The sequence below is a fragment of the Pseudomonas ovata genome (assembly GCF_003131185.1).
Taxonomy (GTDB): Bacteria; Pseudomonadota; Gammaproteobacteria; order Pseudomonadales; family Pseudomonadaceae; genus Aquipseudomonas; species Aquipseudomonas ovata.
On sequence record NZ_QFFU01000023.1, the window covers coordinates 37,445 to 54,217 of the forward strand.

Annotated in this window: 11 protein-coding genes; 4 read left to right on the top strand and 7 right to left on the bottom strand. The window is 65.8% G+C overall.

The features are described from left to right. Positions 1-7: 7 nt before the first annotated feature. The 4 genes from DGA31_RS23295 to cpaB are packed head-to-tail and all read right to left on the bottom strand — an operon-like array spanning position 8 to position 4,713. Positions 8-1,267 carry a TadA family conjugal transfer-associated ATPase gene (locus tag DGA31_RS23295; RefSeq protein WP_109514126.1) on the bottom strand — a complete coding sequence of 420 codons (1,260 nt, stop codon included), beginning with the start codon at positions 1,265-1,267 and terminating at the stop codon, positions 8-10. Beyond that, positions 1,267-2,457, bottom strand: coding sequence for a CpaE/TadZ family protein (locus DGA31_RS23300; RefSeq protein WP_109514127.1), 1,191 nt, complete (start codon positions 2,455-2,457; stop codon positions 1,267-1,269). The genes DGA31_RS23295 and DGA31_RS23300 overlap by 1 nt, the downstream gene beginning before the upstream one ends. Beyond that, positions 2,454-3,740 (bottom strand): type II and III secretion system protein family protein, encoded by a 1,287-nt coding sequence (locus tag DGA31_RS23305; RefSeq protein WP_109514128.1) that lies wholly within the window; start codon positions 3,738-3,740, stop codon positions 2,454-2,456. The genes DGA31_RS23300 and DGA31_RS23305 overlap by 4 nt, the downstream gene beginning before the upstream one ends. Before the next feature lie 22 nt (positions 3,741-3,762). Then, on the bottom strand, positions 3,763-4,713 hold the full coding sequence (gene cpaB, locus DGA31_RS23310; protein ID WP_109514129.1) for a Flp pilus assembly protein CpaB: 951 nt from the start codon (positions 4,711-4,713) through the stop codon (positions 3,763-3,765). A gap of 342 nt (positions 4,714-5,055) precedes the next feature. On the opposite strand from cpaB, the gene DGA31_RS23315 reads away from it, so the two are divergent. Further along, the gene (locus tag DGA31_RS23315; protein ID WP_109514130.1) at positions 5,056-5,259 is read left to right on the top strand and encodes a Flp family type IVb pilin; all 204 of its coding nucleotides are present in this window, start codon (positions 5,056-5,058) and stop codon (positions 5,257-5,259) included. A gap of 59 nt (positions 5,260-5,318) precedes the next feature. Continuing rightward, positions 5,319-5,729, top strand: coding sequence for a response regulator (locus DGA31_RS23320; RefSeq protein ID WP_056840748.1), 411 nt, complete (start codon positions 5,319-5,321; stop codon positions 5,727-5,729). A gap of 231 nt (positions 5,730-5,960) precedes the next feature. Here DGA31_RS23320 and pbpC read toward each other — a convergent pair whose 3' ends face one another. Further along, positions 5,961-8,297, bottom strand: coding sequence for a peptidoglycan glycosyltransferase PbpC (gene pbpC, locus DGA31_RS23325; RefSeq protein WP_109514131.1), 2,337 nt, complete (start codon positions 8,295-8,297; stop codon positions 5,961-5,963). Positions 8,298-8,383: 86 nt separating this feature from the next. On the opposite strand from pbpC, the gene DGA31_RS23330 reads away from it, so the two are divergent. Beyond that, positions 8,384-8,677 (top strand): hypothetical protein, encoded by a 294-nt coding sequence (locus DGA31_RS23330; protein WP_056840746.1) that lies wholly within the window; start codon positions 8,384-8,386, stop codon positions 8,675-8,677. Between the two features lie 71 nt (positions 8,678-8,748). On the opposite strand, the gene DGA31_RS23335 is transcribed toward DGA31_RS23330, so the two are convergent. After that, complete coding sequence (locus DGA31_RS23335; RefSeq protein ID WP_109514132.1) at positions 8,749-13,710, bottom strand: alpha-2-macroglobulin family protein; 4,962 nt, start codon at positions 13,708-13,710, stop codon at positions 8,749-8,751. Between the two features lie 225 nt (positions 13,711-13,935). Here DGA31_RS23335 and DGA31_RS23340 point away from each other — a divergent pair, with 225 nt between their 5' ends. Continuing rightward, positions 13,936-15,288 (top strand): MATE family efflux transporter, encoded by a 1,353-nt coding sequence (locus DGA31_RS23340; protein ID WP_109514133.1) that lies wholly within the window; start codon positions 13,936-13,938, stop codon positions 15,286-15,288. Here the strand turns inward: DGA31_RS23340 and DGA31_RS23345 are convergent. Further along, positions 15,190-16,623, bottom strand: a complete 1,434-nt coding sequence (locus DGA31_RS23345; RefSeq protein ID WP_109514134.1) for a contractile injection system protein, VgrG/Pvc8 family — start codon at positions 16,621-16,623, stop codon at positions 15,190-15,192. The two genes, DGA31_RS23340 and DGA31_RS23345, sit on opposite strands and share 99 nt — an antisense overlap. Between the last annotated feature and the right edge of the window lie 150 nt (positions 16,624-16,773).

Consider the following 16,773-nt stretch of genomic DNA (forward strand, 5'->3'; position numbering starts at 1 on the left):
CCTCCTTTCAGCCGTACATCGGCCGCAGCTTGTCGCCGGCGGCATGCAGGGCTTCGCGGTGAAAGCCAAAGCCGGTGCGCCGGTCCAGGCGAAACAGGGTGTTGGTCACGTAGATGTCGTCGCGCATGCCGACCACCTCCACCACCTCGCTGACGCAGCGCCGGCCATCGGGCAGGCGGGTCAGCTGGATGATCACGTCCAGCGCCGCACAGATCATCTGCCGCAGGGTCTTTTCCGGGATCTGCCGCCCGGTCAGGCCGACCAGGGTCTCCAGGCGCAGCAAGGCGTCCTGGGCATTGTTGGCGTGCACCGTGCTCATCGAGCCGTCGTGGCCGGTGTTCATCGCCGTCAGTACATCGAGCACCTCCACGCCGCGAATCTCGCCCAGGATGATGCGGTCCGGGCGCATCCGCAGGGCGTTGCGAATCAGGTCGCTGGAGCGCACTTCGCCGTGGCCCTCGGCGTTGGGCGGGCGGGTTTCCAGGCGCACCACGTGCGGGTGGCTCAGTTGCAGTTCAGCGACATCCTCGATGGTCACCAGCCGCTGGTGGCTGTCGATCAACTGGCTGAGCACGTTGAGCAGCGTGGTCTTGCCGGTGCCGGTGCCGCCGCTGATCAATATATTGCAGCGCTTGCCCACCGCCTCCTGGAAAAACTCGAAGATCGCCTGGTCAATGGTCTGGATCGCCACCAGGTCGGTGCTCTTGAGCATGTCCTTGCGAAACTTGCGGATCGACAGGCACGGCCCGTCCAGCGCAATCGGCGGGATGATCGCGTTGACCCGGCTGCCATCGGGCAGGCGCGCATCGACCATCGGCGACGATTCGTCCAGGCGCCGGCCCATCGGCGCCAGGATGCGCTGCATGACCCGCTCGACATGGTGCGCATCGATAAAGCGCAGGTCGGTGTGGTGCAGCACCCCGTCGCGCTCGACGAACACCTTGGACGGTCCGTTGACCAGGATCTCGGTCACCGAGCTGTCACGCAGCAGCACTTCCAGCGGACCGAACCCGGTCAGTTCGTCGACCAGTTCCTCGGCCAGGCGCTCCATCTCGTAGCGCGAGATGGCCAAGCGCAGGCGGGCGACATATTCGGCCACCTTGTCGATGACGAACTGCGCCAGCGCCGGGCGTGAGCCTTCGAGCAGGTTGCGGCCGTTTTCCTCGATACCGTCGATGATATAGCGGTGCAGCACCAGCTTGAGGCCCTGGACATCGTCGGCGGCATGCTGGGCGCGCGAGGAGGCGCCAAAGGGTCTGTCGGGCATCAGCGATTTCTCCGCAGCCGGCTGAACCAGCCTTGAGTGGGTTTTTCTACGCTGCCGCTGTGACGCACCAGGTGCTCACCCAACTGGCGCAGTCCTGCCGACAGCGCTTCGCGTGGCGCCAGTTCGAACAGCGACACGCCCTGGTTCTTGGCATTGAGGCGCAGCTCGGGGCTGAGTGGCAGCACCGAGGCCACCGGCAGGCCGAAGGTCTTGCCCACGGTCTCGGCATTGGGCGCCACGGGGCGCAGGTAGCGGTCGACCAGCAGCACGGCATGCGCAAGCTTCATGCCCTTGTCGCGCCACAGGTTGAGAATCGCCAGGTTGCGCCGGCACGCCAGCACGCTCTGGTCGGTGTACCAGATCAACTGGTCGCAATGGCTGACCAGCGTGCGCAGCGCCTCGCTGTCCGGCTGGCCGACCAGGTTGATGATCACGTGTTCGAAATGCTGGCGCAGGGCGCTGAGCAGCATGTACAGCTCGGCGGCGCTGGAGTGCTCCAGGTTATCGTCGCTTTCGGTGTAGGCCAGGATGCGCAGCCCGCTGGCGGCGGTGGTGAACGCGCTGTCGATCAGCGTGGCGTCCAGCCTGCGCAGGTGGCGCAGGGCATCCCCGAAACTGAAGGTCGACTCCAGGCCCAGCAGCGCCAGGCTGTCGCCACGCGGCAGGCCCAGGTCCAGCAGCAAGGTGCGCGGCAGGGTCTTTTGCACCACCAGCGCCAGATGGCTGGAAATCAACGCGCCGTCGCCGTCGCACTGTACGCCATAGAGCACCGACAACCCGCTCATGTTGGGGTTGGGTGCTACCGCCGGCAGACGCTTGCTCAGGCGCCGCACCAGTCCGGCCACTTCGCTGGAGCGCGAACCGTAGGCGACAAAATCGCGTGCGCCGGCGCGCATGGCGTTGAGCACCAACTGGTTGTCCATGCCGTCGCCCAGCGCGACGATGGCCAGCATCGGCTTGGCCTCCAGGGCGCCTTCGATCAGCGCGCTCTGGGTCATCAGGTGCTCGCGGTCCAGGCCGATGAACACCACGCTGGCGAAGGTCACATCCACCAGTGCCAACAGGTCATCGAGGCTGCCGGTGCCGGCGCTGACCACCTGGCCCAGCGAGCCCAGCGCGCCTTGCAGCCACTCCAGGTCAGCACCATTGCGGGTGATGGCCAGAAAGGTCTGGCTCAGGCTCTGGCTCATTGGGATAACCCGCTGCGACGGTCGAAGTCGCCCTTCTCCAGGAAATACATGCGCAGAAAGCTCGGGTCGTAGTTGCGCAAGCCTTCGCCCGGCAGCGACGGCAACTGCGCATTGCGCGCCAGCGGCTGGACCAGATGCGGCGTGACCACCATCAGCAGTTCGCGCTCTTCACGGTTGATCTGTGAGTTACGAAAGAACGCGCCCAGGATCGGGATATCGCCCAACCCCGGAAACTTGGCCACCTGCGAGCTGTTGTTGGAGCTGATCAGGCCGCTGACCACGAAGCTTTCGCCATCGGCCAGGGAAATACTGGTGTCGGTGCGCCGCACGTTCAGCGCCGGCACGGTGGTGCCGGCAATGGTAATGCCGGCGCTGAAATCCAGCTGGCTGACTTCGGGCGCCACCTTGAGCAGGATCCGGTTGTGACCGACCACCGTGGGCGTCAGGGTCAGGCGCACACCGTATTCCTTGTACTCGATGGAGATGCCACTGCCTTCGGCATTGGGCACCGGCACCGGGAATTCGCCACCGGCCAGAAAGCTTGCGCTCTGCCCGCTCAGCGCCACCAGGCTGGGGCGCGCCAGGGTGTAGGCAAAGCCGCTGTTTTCCATGGCGTTGATCATGCCCAGCACCTTGCTGCTGCCACCGCCCCAGACAATGTTGAACATGTCGTTGCTCAGCGGCACCACCGCATTGGCGCGCATGATCGGGCCCACGCCATTGGTGCCGGCATCAATGATCGACGGCACGGTGCCGGGGGTGACGCCCAGCCCGGAAACGGTGCCTGGCGAGCCGAACAGGAAGTTGTTCGAGCCCTTGCCGAAGATCGAGGTGCTGGCTTCCTTGAGCTTGCTGCGACTGACTTCGACAAAGCGGATGTCGGTCTGCACCTGGCTGGGCAAGGGCTCGGCGTCCAGCGGCAGGCGCGCCGCCTCGGTCATCGCCGCCGTGGCCTTGCCGCGCACGAACACCATGCCTTGTTGCGGGGCCTTGGCGCAGTCGGTCCACACCATCAGGCTCGTCGCACCGGGTGCCATGCCGGTGAGCACCACGCCGTGGTTACCGGTGACCTGCACATCAGCAATCGCCGGATCACCCACCGCCACCCGGGTAATCGCCACGCCCGGACGAATGTCGCGCTGGGAGCCCTGGTCCACTTCCAGCACCGACGGCAGGATAACCTGCGCCGAGCACCCCGCTGGCACTGCCAGGGCCGGCGGGGCCCATGCGCCAGCCAACGCCCCGGCCAGCGTCACAGTCATCGAAAGGAAACGAACATTCATCGACTGCATCCTTAGCACAGAGTCAGGGGGCCGGTTGCCCGGCCTGGTTGCCGCGAATCACCTCGATAGGCCTGGCCGCAGCGGGGGCCGTGGTCCTGCCGCCGGGGCCGGCCAGGGTCAACTGGGCAAAGCGCACCAGGCTGCGATTGGCGGTGTCCAGGCGCAGGGCCACATCGCGGCTGCCCGCCTCGGCCGCCCAATAGTCCTGCAGGTATTTTTCCTCGGCACTGCGCACGGCCAGGCGCAGCACACCGTTCTGGGTGGCAAGCATCAGGCGCCCCAGCAGCGGCTCCGGCACCGCCAGCACCACGGTGCGGGCGCTGGCACGGCGCTGTTCCTGCTTGAGGCGTTCATCGGCACTCAGCGGCTGGGCCGGGCTGCCGTCCAGGGTCGGGCCCAGCAGTTCACCGATGCTCAGCACCCGCAGCGCCGGCACCACCACCTGGGTCGAACGCTGGGCGTTTTCAGTGTCGGAGGGCAGGTACAGCAACACGTCGACGTAATCGCCGGGGGTGATATGCCCGGCCGCGCCGGCCACCTCGTCTACGGCAACGGCCAGGGCGCGCTCGTCGGCACGGATCATCCGCGCCAGGCTGCCGCCGGCTTCAAAGCTATCCTCGGTGAGCCAGGTGCCGGCTGCCAGGGTCCGCCAGGTGCTGCGGCCCACGGCTTGATCGAAGGTGGTCAGGCTGCCGGGTGGTGCAATCTTCAGGCGTTCGACCGTCAGGTCTTCAGCCTTGATGACGGTGTAGGCCGGCAGGTCGCGGGCCAGCACCAGCACGCTCTGGCGCAGGGCATCCTCGGCCTTTTCAGCGACCGGCAGCGGGGCCACAGGGGCCGATGGCGGTGCGACGACCGCCACGGGGGCAGGTTCCGGGGTGGCGGGCGTGCTGACCATCACCCCCAGGTAGCCGACCAGAATCGCGCCCAGCAGAAAAAGCGACGCCAGGATCAGGGTTGCGCGACTGCTCATGACGACCTCTCCTTCTGTCACTCATTGCACACGCCTGATCCTCGGTGAACGGGGGGTTCTACCCTCAAGACGGTGCGATAGATCCTTCCATTTCGCTCTAGCAATGTAGTTCAAGCATTCGAAAGCGCCATTATCGGGCGGGCAAATAACCGTGCGGCGTCAGGCACGCCACGACCTGTCCCTGGTGGATCCGGCCGCTGAAAGCGTGTTTATAACTTTGGGATTAATGCTTTCTTGTGATTGAAGGAAGCGACACGGAGGACAATGCTGTCAGTGCAAGGAAGAAGAACGCCCCCCTTTCTGTGATTGTCTGCGCCTTGAGCGGGTGCAAGGAGAAGCCCCATGTCACTGACCCGTCTGTTTATTGATACGCAAGTGCGTGTTCAGCAATTCTTCAAGGACAAGGAGGCTGCCTCCGCCATTGAATATGTCTTGATTGCCGCCATGGTGTCGGTGGTGATCGTCTTGTTCGTGAGCCCGATTGGTACTCAAGTCAAACTCGTACTCAATGATGTTCTTGGTGCGCTGGGAGGCAAACAAATCTGAGACTGGCCGCCGGGCAATGAGATAGGATTCCGGATTGCTATCAACCAACAGGTACCTCCATGGCCGTCCAGCCCATCCGCCAACAGCTGCTGCTGGTTGACGACGAAGAGGATGCCAATGAAGAACTGGCAGAGCTGCTTGAAGGTGAAGGGTTCTGCTGCTTCACGGCGTCTTCCGTTACCCAGGCCTTGCAGGAGCTGACGCTGCATCCCGACATCGCTCTGGTCATCACTGACCTGCGCATGCCCGAGGAAGGCGGCATCCAGTTGATCAAGCGCCTGCGCGAACACACCTCGCGCCAGCACCTGCCAGTGATCGTCACCTCCGGGCATGCCGACATGGACGACGTCAGCGACATGCTGCGCCTGCAGGTGCTCGACCTGTTTCGCAAGCCGATCTACCACGTGCGCCTGATCGAAACCCTCAACAACCTGTTTCCTGAACCGAAGATCTTCCAGGTCGGGCATTGATTCGTACTGACCCTATGGCGCGCAATACAGCTGCATGAACAGCCCCTCGCGTAGGAGCGCGCTTGCCCGCGACCGAGTGCGTAGCGCTCGCAAAATCTGCGAAACGCCACACATTTACGATCGCTAACCCATCAGGGATTTATGAAACGCTGAAATTTTACGACTGCTGCGCAGCCGGTCGCGGGCAAGCGCGCTCCTACGGGGAAAATTCAATATCCAGGGGCTGCGGCCCTACTCGATCACGTTGAACTGCACCTGCGCCGTCTGCCCGCTCTCGTCCAGCACGCTTAACTGGTAACGCCCGATACGCTTCAGGTCGGTATTGAAGAAGTCCTGGTTATCGGTATCAGCCGCCGGCACGCCGTCGATGAACCACCAGCGCCGGCCACTGCCGCCCAGTGCCGACAGTTTCAGGTGCAAGGCCTGGCGACTGCCTGCCGGCAGGCGCAGGTTATCGCCTTCGCGCACCCCGACAATGCTCAGCGGCGTGGCCAGGCTCAGGTTGTGCGGCGGGCACGTGGGGTCGATCGCCGGCAGGCGCGCATCGCGGCGCTCGGCACGCGCCAGCCAGGGCTCCAGCGGCGCCGGCCACAGCGCAACATCATGCGCCACCGCCCCCGGGCAAGCCGCATCGACGCGCAGGCCTGCTTCGTTGACCCAGATTTTTTCCAGCAGCCCAAGACCCAGCGGCTGATCGCCGGCCTGCAAGGTAGGCGGCGTGGTGCCGTCCAGGGTCCAGGCAAAGCGCTGGCGCCGGCAATTGGGGTCGTTCTTGCTCAGTGGCTGGCCGAGCGGCCAGCAGATCGCGGCCACGCCGACGTTCATCGGCACCGGCACTACGGGGCTGGCGATGCCGCGCTGGCTGTCGCGGTTGGCCAGCACATCGTGCACCTGCAGCATCAAAGGCGCCGCCGAAGCCAGGCCGAACTGCCCTGGCACCGGCGTGCCGTCCGGACGCCCGATCCAGACCCCGACCAGAAAACGCGGCCCCACGCCGATCGCCCAGGCATCGCGAAAGCCATAGCTGGTGCCGGTCTTCCACGCCAGCTGCGGGCGTTGCACCAGTTCGGCATGCGCGTCCAGGTCCGGGCGCGACTGGCCACTGAGAATGCGCCGGATGATCCACGCTGCCCCCGGCGACAGCATCCGCCGCTCACGCAGCGCGTCTTGCGGCTGCAAGCGCACATCGGCACTGACACCGCCGCGCGCCAGGGCGCTGTAGCCGGTGACCAGGTCCTGCAAGCGTGCGCCTGCCCCGCCCAGAATCAACGCCAGGTTCGGCTCGGCCAGCGGCGGCAGGGTCAGCGGCAGGCCGCCATTGCGCAGCTCGGCAGCAAAGCGCTTGGGGCCATAGACCTCCAGCAGTTGCACTGCCGGCAGGTTGAGCGACATCGACAGCGCCGAACTGGCGGCAATCGCGCCGCCAAAACCGGCGGAGAAGTTGCCGGGGCGGTAATCGCCATAGCGGCGCGGTACATCCTGCAGCAACGATTCGGAATGGATCAGCCCGGCGTCCATCGCCATGCCGTACAGGAACGGCTTGAGGGTCGAGCCCGGCGAGCGCACCGCGCTGATCATGTCGACGTGGCCAAAACGCTTGGCGTCATTGATGTCCACCGACCCGACATAGGCACGCACCGCCATGGTCTCGGCCTCGACGACCAGGATCGCCGCCGAGGTGCGCTCCGGCAGCCGTGCCCGCCAGCCCAGCAGCAGGTCCTCCATGCGCCGTTGCAGGCTGGCGTCGAGGGTGGTGCGGATCAGCGGCGGGCTGCCGGCCCGGTTCAGGCGCCGGGCCAGCAACGGCGCCAGGCTCGGTTCCTGGCGCGGGGCCAGCAACAAGGGTTCCTGCAACGCCTCCTCGACACTGCCTTGCGGCCATACGCCGAACTCGGCCATACGCCGTAGCACTTTGTCACGGGCCAATTGCGCCCGCTCCGGGTGACGGTCCGGGCGCAGCCGGCTGGGGGCCTGGGGCAATACCGCCAGCAGTGCCGCCTCGGAGCGGGTCATCTGCAACGGTGACTTGCCCAGGTACGCCCAACTGGCCGCCGCCACGCCTTGCAACGTGCCGCCAAAAGGCGCGCGGTTCAGGTACAGCTCCAGGATCTGGTCCTTGGACAGGTGCCATTCCAGTTGCAGGGTGCGCCACAACTGGCGCAGCTTGCCCGGCAGGGTCCGCGCATGCGGGTCGAGCAGGCGCGCCACCTGCATCGACAGCGTGCTGCCGCCGGACACCACCCGCGCCCCACTGAGGTTCTGCCAGGTGGCCCGCGCCAGGGACAACGGATTGACCCCGGGGTGGCTGTAGAACCAGCGATCCTCGTACGTCAGCAGCGCTTGCAGGTAATACGGCGACACTTGCCCGGCACTGACCGGGTAACGCCATACGCCGTCGCTATCGGCAAAACGCCACAAGGGCGTACCATCCTCGGCCAGCACCACACGGGCCAGGTCGTCGGCCGGCAGCGGCAGTGGCCACAAGCGGTCGGCCAGCCACAGCAAGGCCGGCGGCACGACAATGATCAGCAGCGCCAGGCGCAGCCATTTACGTGTACGCAGGTTCATGGCAAATACGCATCCCGGCCCGGGGAACCGCAACGGCCGGCCAGGGGCCAAAGCCCACAGACATTTCTTTCAGGCAGGACAATGACATGCAGGCACAAGGTTTCTTCGAGTGGCTCGGCCAGGCGATCGGCGCGGTCATCCGCTTCTTCGTCGACGGGCTGGAATGGTTGTTCAATCTGCTGGCGCATGCCGGTGGCAACTTCGTCGATGGGTTATCTCGTGCCCTGGGCATGGACACGTCATTGATCAGCATCCTGGCCCTGATCGTCGGGCTGATGCTGCTGTACGCGGCCATCCGCGCCTTCATGCGCGCCTCGATCATCGCCGGGATCATCTGGCTGCTGCTCGGGTTATGGCTGTTGAGCTGGATTATCAGCTGATAAAGCATTCGCGACCGCTGGTCGCTCCTACTGGGCCAGCCAGTGCTTTGGGCACTGGCTGGCCAGGTCGCTTACTTGCCCCTGACCACCATCTGCACCGGCGTCTCGCCCAGCGCCTGCCAGTTCGGACGGTACATCGACTCGACCTGCGGCGGTGGCACCCGGTAGATGCCCGGCGTCACGGCGCGGGCCAGGTAAAGCAAGTGCGTGGCACGGGTGCTGCCGTTGATGTCCAGGGCCGCGACATAACGGTCACCACGGTATTCCTGGTGCTTGATGCCGGCGTTCTCCATCGACTCACGGTAGCTTTTCACCGACTCGCTGGCATCTTCCAGGCTGGCCGCGCTTTGCGCCAGGTTCTGGTTTTCCAGCTCCAGGCCCGCCGGCAGCAGGTCTACGACCAAGGCATCAGGCACCCGCTGACGGGCGGCGACTTCCAGGTGCACCAGCACCAGTTGCCCGGTCTTGAGCGCCTCGACATTGAGCGGCTGGCCATTGAGGCTCAGGTACTCACGACGGATGCTCAGGTTCTCGCCCCCGGCCGCCGGGGCCTGGGTCGGGTAACCGGACACGGTCAGTTGCTGGTACAGGGTTTCGCTGCTCTGGTTGCTCAGCGACAGCGGCGAGGCCAACAGCGGGCCGTCCAGTTTCAGGCCTGGCTGACGGTTGCTGACATCACGGCTTTGCGTGCCGGCCGACAGCAGTGCCGTCCAGTCTTTCTCCGGCTTGCCCAGCAAGTGGCGGCCGGCCAGGAACAGCGAATTGCTTTCCTGGGTCGACAGGTAGCGACTGGCCGCCAACTGGTCGGCCAGTTCGAACAGACGCTGGCTGCGCAGCTCACCGCCCATGTCGTTCTCTTCCAGCAACGCCAGGATCAGCGCCTGGTCACGCAGCGGGCTGCCGTAGTCGGCCAGCCATTGGTTGGCCGGGCGTCCGACCGCCAGACCCGCCTGCAGGGCCTGAGCGGCACGCGGCTTGTCGCCCATCTTCTCCAGTGCCACCGCCAGTTGCACCAGTGGCAGACCGGAACGGGCATCGCTGCGGCGTTCGAACAAGGTGCGCAAGGCCCCCAGCGGCGCCTGTTGGCTACGCGCCAACACCAGGCCGGCATAGGCCTGTACGGCAAAGCGGGTGTGCTCGGCATCCTGGCTGTAGTTGACCTGGATCTGGCCACGCTCCTGCAAGTAACGCATCAGGCGCTCGTTGGCCTTCTTCAATGCGTCGGCCGGCACCGCATAGCCCTGGTCGCGAGCCCGCAACAGGAAGTCGGTGACATAGGCGGTCAGCCAGTACTCTTCGTCGCCATCGGCGCCCCACAGGCCGAAGCTGCCGTTGTAGCGTTGCATGCCCAGCAGGCGCTCGATGCCGATTTCGACCTTGCGCTTGCGCTCGGCGTCCGGCTCGCCGGTCAGGCCCAGGCGCTTGAGGGTGGCGGCATCGGCGTACAGCGACGGGTACAGGCCGCTGGCGGTCTGTTCCAGGCAGCCATACGGGTAGGCTTTAAGCGCACGAATCTGCTCGCCCAGGTTCAGCGGCGGACGGCTCGACAGCGACAGCATGGCCTCGCGACCGGCCGGTTCGAAGGCTTGCAGCGCACCGTCCGGCAGGCTCCAGTCCTGCCCCTGTTCCAGCACTGCCCGGTAATGGCGCAGCATGGCCGGGTACGCCGGACGCACACCGATGGTCCACTCGCGTGACAGCGGCGGCAGGCTCTCGCCCGGCAATACCAGGCCGTCGATCTGCACGCGCAGCTTGCCCTGCCCCAGACCGCCCTGGGCCTGCACCGGCACCTTGAGGGTGATGCGCTGGCCTTCTTTCAATTGCACGGTCTTGAACTGGTCGCCGCCGGGAATGCTCAACTGGCCTTCGGCAAACAGCTGTACATCGAGCTTTTGCGCCTTGCCCGACAGGTTGGACAGGTCCAGTGCCACGCTGGTCTGGTCGCCACCGGCCAGGAAGCGCGGGGTCGACAGCTCGGCGATCAGCGGCGCGGCCACCACGGTCTTGGCCTCGGCCATGCCATAGCGCTCGTCGGTCCAGGCCTGGGCCATCAGGCGCAGCTCGCCGTTGAAGTCCGGAATGTCGACGCTGACTTCGCCTTCGCCCTGTTCGTTGAGGGTCACCGGCGCGCTTTGCAGCGCCACGATGGTCACGCTGGTGTCAGGACGCTTGCCGCCCTTGGCCAGGGCGTCGCCACCGAACGCCAGGCTGGCCACACGGCCTTGCCCGGCTTCAATCAACTGACCATAGACGTCGAGCTGGTCGGCGCCGTATTCCTTGCGACCGAACAGGCTGGCATACGGATCGGGGGTGGCATAGCGGGTGATGTTGAGAATGCCGACGTCCACCGCCGACACCAGCACCTGGACCTGCTTGGGCACGCTGCCGTCGGCGTTTTTCGCCGTCAGCTTGAGCTTGAGCGGCTGCTTGGGACGCATCTTCTCAGGCGCGGTAACGGTCAGGGCCAGCTTGCGCTGGCCACGTTCCAGCGGCAGGTGCAGCACGCCTACGGCACGCTTGGGCGTGACATTGGCCTTGCGCTCGCCAGGACGCACCACCAGGGCACTGACGTACAGGTCATGACGGGCCCACTTCTTGTCCAGCGGAATGTCGTACGCCTTGCCTTCGGCCGGCACGTCGATTTCCTGCCACCACAGCGGGCCTTCGCTCGATTCGACCAACAGGTAGCCCTTGCCGGCAGCCGGTGGGGTCACGGTCACTTTGGCGGTGTCGCCATCGCCATAGGCCGGTTTGTCCAGCGCCAGCTTGACCTGGTCGGGACGCACAGCGCCGCCTTCGGCGTTGTCCTGCCAGCGGTAGCCGGCCCAGAAACGCAGGCTGCTGATCAGCCCGGTGCTCGGGTCTTCGACCTCGACGCGGTACGGGCCCCACTCGACCGGGAAGCTGATCTTGGCCGTGGAATCTTTCTTGATGTTGACGATTTCCTCGTTGAGGCTGAGGAATTTCTCGTTGTAGTTGTAGCTCCAGCCGTCGTTGTCCGAGTAGGTCCAGTAGTAGTCGCGGCGCTCGCGCACCAGACGCACCTTGACGTTGTTGGCGGCCAGCTTGTTGCCGGCACTGTCGGCAACCACGATTTCGAACTCGGCCGGGCCGTCGCCATCGGTCTGCGCCTCGCCACGGCTGGCGCTGTCGCCATACTCGTCTTCACCGGTGCTGGTGCCGAACAGCGCACGCACGCCCGGCAACTGCTCGGCCGGCCAGATCGGCTGCACCACGCGGCGGGTGATCGGCCGGCCACCGGACTCCTGCAGGCTGACCTGCATGATCAGGTTCAACGGCGAGCGCGCCTTGGCCCACTCGGTCTCGACTTCCAGTACGGCCTCACCGTTGGCATCGAGGGTCGTGCCCTCGAGGTCGCGGTCCATCTTGAGGTCTTCCTCGGTGATCGAGCCGAACTGGTAGCCCGGCAGTTTTGCCACCGCCTCGCGCAGCGGTCGTACATACAGCTGGCCAGTCAGGTTGTTGCCCGACGCCGGGGCGCCGTACAGGTAGCGACCGGTGATTTCGAACTGCGGGTTCTGCTCGGGCGAGATCGGCGTCTCGCTGCCCTTGAGTTCCAGCGCCAGGCGCTCGGGCAGGAAGTCCTCGACATTGAATTCATACAATTGCGGCTTGCCGTCACCCAGGTCGTAGACCAGCTGCCAGCGACCGGTCGGTGCTTCATCGGCCAGTTGCAACTGGTACTGGTACAGGCCGTTGCTGCCCGGTTCCCAGACAAACTTGCGGCTGACCTGCTCGTCGGGACGACGCACTTCGACATTGATCGGCTGGGCCTTGACGCTCTTGCCGTCCTGGTCGCGCAGCAGGCCGTTGAGCAGCACGGTTTCACCCGGGCGATACAGGTCGCGCGGGCCGAAGACAAACAGTTGCAGCGGATGGGCCTGAGGGCCGGAGATATCGAACTCGGCCAGGTCCAGCGCCGGGCTGTTCAGACGCAGCAGGCTGGTCTGCTCGTCCTTGTGCGCGAGGATCAGTGCGGCCTTGGCCGGCAGCGGCAATTGCGCATGGCCCTTGCCATCGGTCTTGCCCTGACCGACCACCTTGCCGTCGGTGTCATAGACATCGACATTCACGTCGCTCAAGGCCTTGCCGCCTTCCAGGGCCTGGGTAAACACGTCCAGGCGCTGGCTGTAGCGGTGCACCGACAGGCCGATGTCACTCAGGGTGAACAGCGTGGCAGGCAGGGTATAGCTGTACTGGCCCGAGGCACGCATGACCGCGAGATAAACGCCCGGCTGTTGCAGCGGCTTGATGCCGGCGATCGGCAGCAGCAGGGTTTCACGGGTATTGCGCGCCGGCTTCAGGTCGAAGCGCCCGCCGTAGACCAGCTCGGCCATCGGCAGCAGTTCTTCGGAATTATAGGCCGAGATGCTCGACGAGCTTTCCCAGTTGGCCAGGAAGTTGGGCAACTGGTCGGGCTTGATGCGGAAGAATTCGACGTCGACCTTGTCGACGTTCAGGGCGATCACCGGCAGGCCTTCGGCCAGGCGGGTCGGCAACAGGCTGCCGCGGCTGGAAAAGCCGACCGTGGCTTGCAGGTCGCGGGTTTCCAGACGGGCCACGAACTCATTGGCCAGCTTGGCCTTGTTCACGCCCAGCAGGCCGGCGTCGACGGTCAGCACCAGCTTGCGCTGTGGCTCAAGGTGACGCAGGCGCAGCTCCATGAGATTGTCGGACAGCTCCCAGGCGCCGTCGACCTTGCCGTTCTTGCTGTCGACCAGATGCAGCTTTTCAGCGAACTTCTGATCCGGGTCCAAAGGCACCGAGAGGCTCACCGACAGGGTGCTGGCACCCTCGACCTGGATTTCCGAAACGTCCACCACCGTCAAGGCACGGCCTTCGTAGCGCTTGGCCAGCGCCGGCAGGTCGACCGCAGGCTTGGGCCTGGCCGCCTGGCTGGCCGCAGGCGCTGCTGCCTGGGCAGGCGCGGTGGCCGGTTTATCGGTGGAGGAAGAATCGCAGGCACTGAGCAGCGCAAGCGCGCAAGCCAGGAACAGTCCTTTGTTGAGCATGGGGCACTCGTCGACAGCAAGGGGAAAGGGGCGACTATATAGCAGTCGCCAGGATTCATCGGCGAGTAGACCACAAGTTTGTGACTTTGTTCTCAGCCTTATGTTCTGTGGAGCGGCTTTAGCCGCGAAGACCGGTGCGCCTGCTTCCCGGCTAAAGCCGGTCCTACGCGGCCAGGCATACGGCGTGCCGTAACGCTACAATGCGCGCCCCTGCACGGAGCCCGCATGCCTATCCCTTTCTCCACACTGTCTGGCGACTGGCGTCATCGCCCGACCCACAAACGGGTCTGGGGATTGGCGATGCCGATGATCGTGTCGAATATTTCCGTGCCGCTGGTGGCGTTGGTCGACAGCATCGTCATCGGCCATTTGCCGCATGCCCATCAGTTGGGCGCCGTGGCGGTCGGCTCGACGCTGTACACCTTCCTGGCCTGGGGCATGGGCTTTCTGCGCATGGGCACCACCGGCTTTGCCGCCCAGGCCGCCGGGCGCGATGACGGGGCGGCGCTGCGGCGCATTCTGCTGCAAGGGCTGTTGCTGGCGCTGGTTCTGGCCTTGGGCCTGGCGGCACTGGCCGTGCCGTTCAGTCACCTGGCGCTGGGGCTGATGCAGCCCTCGGCCGACCTTCAACAATCGGCACTGGCGTTCTTTCAGACAAGGCTCTACGGCCTGCCCGCGACCCTGGCCAGCTTTGCCCTGGTGGGCTGGTTTCTCGGCACCCAGAATGCCCGGGCGCCGCTGGCCATCCTGCTGACCACCAATCTTGCGAATATCGCGCTCAACCTGTGGTTCGTCCTGGGGCTGGACTGGGGCGTGTCGGGCGCAGCCCGTGCCTCGGTGCTGGCCGAATGGCTGGGGGTCTTGCTGGGCCTGGCGCTGGCCCGCCGCAGCCTGCGCGCCTGGCCGGGGCAGATTGCCTGGCAGGCGCTGAGGCTGTGGCGCACCTGGCGGCCCCTGCTGGGGGTCAATCGCGATATTTTCCTGCGCACCCTGGCGCTGCAATCGGTGATGTTCCTGATCACCGTCCAGGGCGCGCGGCTGGGGGATGTCACCGTGGCTGCCAATGCCTTGCTGCTCAATGGCCTGATGCTGACGTCTTATGCCCTGGACGGGCTGGCACATGCCGTCGAGGCCCTGTGCGGACATGCCATCGGCGCCCGCGATCGCACGGCCTTGCGCCGCTACCTGCTGGTGGCCGGCGGCTGGTCGCTGCTCGCCAGCCTGCTGTTTGCGGCAAGCTTCCTGGCCGGCGGGCACTGGTTCATCATCCTGCAGACCGACATCCCGGCGGTGCGCGCCACGGCCATCGACTACCTGCCCTATCTAGCGGCCATGCCGCTGCTGGCGGTCTGGAGCTACCTGCTCGACGGGCTGTTCATTGGCGCCACCCGTGCCCGGGAAATGCGCGATGCCATGCTGCTCAGCGTGGCCCTCATCACGCCGGTCGCCGCCTGGGCCTACGGCCACGGCAACCACGCACTATGGCTGGCCTTCCTGCTCTTCACCTTGCTGCGCGGCGTCAGCCTGGGCCGTATCGCCTGGCGCCTGAGCCGCCACGACGGCTGGTTTGTGCGCTGAAACATTGAGGCTCACCGCCGGGCTGCTCAGGCTCAGGCCATGGGCATCGAGGCGCACCTCGCTGGCGCCAACCTGCACCGCCAACACAGCCCCCGGGGCCAGATGCAGGCGCGGCCCCTGCTCGACCTGCACCCCGCCGCCCTCGCCCAGCAACCAGGCGCTGTCGAGCCGCGCCTGAATAATCGGCGACGCAGAGGCGACGCTGCCCGGCGCACGCGGGACCGGCTCCAGACACGCCATGACACTGGGCAACGCATGCGCCTGCGCCGGCCCTCGGACCAGCACTGCCATGCCGCCGTGCAACGGCCCACCGACACCGTCCTCGACCGGCAGCCAGCAATCGGCGAACCGTGCGCCGTGGCCTTGCAGGCCCCACTCGAACTGCACCTGCACACGCCCGCCGGCATCACGCATCGCCTCTTGCCCGGGCGGGCCGACCAGCCAGGCGCGCTGCAACGCTGGCAATGGCTCGCCCGGCGCCGGTGGCACGCTGACACCGACCTCCCAGGGCAGGGCAAAAAACCGATTGCCATAAGCGCTGGCGCCGCGATGCTCGACATGAGTGATGCGCCACAAGTGATTCCATTCGCTGCGCGCATGGCCGGTCACCGGCAGCAGGTGGCCGCTGTGCACGAAGGCCAGGGTGCTATGCCCTTCGGCGCGTTCCTCGACCCGCTCGTCCGGTCCTGCGGGCGTGGCGTGATTGACCGTGAAGCGCGTCACCCCGGCCATGTCCAGGCGCGTGCGCCAGGGCGCCTCGGGCGTACGCCGGGCGCCGTGCAGGCCGCTGCCGAACACCAGATCATGGTTGTGCGGCGAATGGATGAAGTGATAGTGAATACCTTCTTCGGCGCACAAGCGCTGGACGAACTGCAGGTCGTTCTCGCGGTACTGGGCACAGAAGACCCGCTCGGCGCACGGCGCCTTGAGGTCGAAGCGGTAGCTGTCTTCCAGCAGGCCATGCTCGCTCAAGACCTGCGCGATGATCTGCGGCGCGCTCATGTGCTGGAACACCCGCGGGGTATGACGCTGGGACAGGCACGCCAGGCGCGGACCCAGGCTCAGGCGCAGGCTCATCGGCCCCGGTCGGTGATGGGTGCGCGCCACGGCCTGGATCTGCCCGTGAACGCCTGCGCCATCGGCGCCCAGCGCCAGGAACGCCGAGCGGTACATCAGTTGCGAGGGGGTGATGGCAGGGTTGTCGCAGAGCACGTCGAGGGTAAACGCATAAGGCTGGCTGATCGCCTCCCGCCCCCGAAAGGACACAACGGCCAGGCGCCGCCGCAGGCCGGCGACCTCCAGGCGAAAGCGTGGCGTGCGCGGTGAATCGGGCATCGGGAGCTCTCTACATGGCAAGGCAAACGCCAATTCTGGTCGAGAAGCACGACCAGGTAGAGAGCCGGAGCAAGAACAGGAAGAACCCTACAGCGCCTGAAGGTTTTTCTTACACCAAGGGTTAACGCATCACCTTGTCGTAGGAGCGCG

What these genes read in the sequence shown, in the direction of transcription:
- DGA31_RS23295 (WP_109514126.1), bottom strand. Translation starts at nt 1,267, where the DNA reads ATGCCCGACAGACCCTTTGGCGCCTCCTCGCGCGCCCAGCATGCCGCC.
- DGA31_RS23300 (WP_109514127.1), bottom strand. Translation starts at nt 2,457, where the DNA reads ATGAGCCAGAGCCTGAGCCAGACCTTTCTGGCCATCACCCGCAATGGT.
- DGA31_RS23305 (WP_109514128.1), bottom strand. Translation starts at nt 3,740, where the DNA reads ATGAATGTTCGTTTCCTTTCGATGACTGTGACGCTGGCCGGGGCGTTG.
- cpaB (WP_109514129.1), bottom strand. Translation starts at nt 4,713, where the DNA reads ATGAGCAGTCGCGCAACCCTGATCCTGGCGTCGCTTTTTCTGCTGGGC.
- DGA31_RS23315 (WP_109514130.1), top strand. Translation starts at nt 5,056, where the DNA reads ATGTCACTGACCCGTCTGTTTATTGATACGCAAGTGCGTGTTCAGCAA.
- DGA31_RS23320 (WP_056840748.1), top strand. Translation starts at nt 5,319, where the DNA reads ATGGCCGTCCAGCCCATCCGCCAACAGCTGCTGCTGGTTGACGACGAA.
- pbpC (WP_109514131.1), bottom strand. Translation starts at nt 8,297, where the DNA reads ATGAACCTGCGTACACGTAAATGGCTGCGCCTGGCGCTGCTGATCATT.
- DGA31_RS23330 (WP_056840746.1), top strand. Translation starts at nt 8,384, where the DNA reads ATGCAGGCACAAGGTTTCTTCGAGTGGCTCGGCCAGGCGATCGGCGCG.
- DGA31_RS23335 (WP_109514132.1), bottom strand. Translation starts at nt 13,710, where the DNA reads ATGCTCAACAAAGGACTGTTCCTGGCTTGCGCGCTTGCGCTGCTCAGT.
- DGA31_RS23340 (WP_109514133.1), top strand. Translation starts at nt 13,936, where the DNA reads ATGCCTATCCCTTTCTCCACACTGTCTGGCGACTGGCGTCATCGCCCG.
- DGA31_RS23345 (WP_109514134.1), bottom strand. Translation starts at nt 16,623, where the DNA reads ATGCCCGATTCACCGCGCACGCCACGCTTTCGCCTGGAGGTCGCCGGC.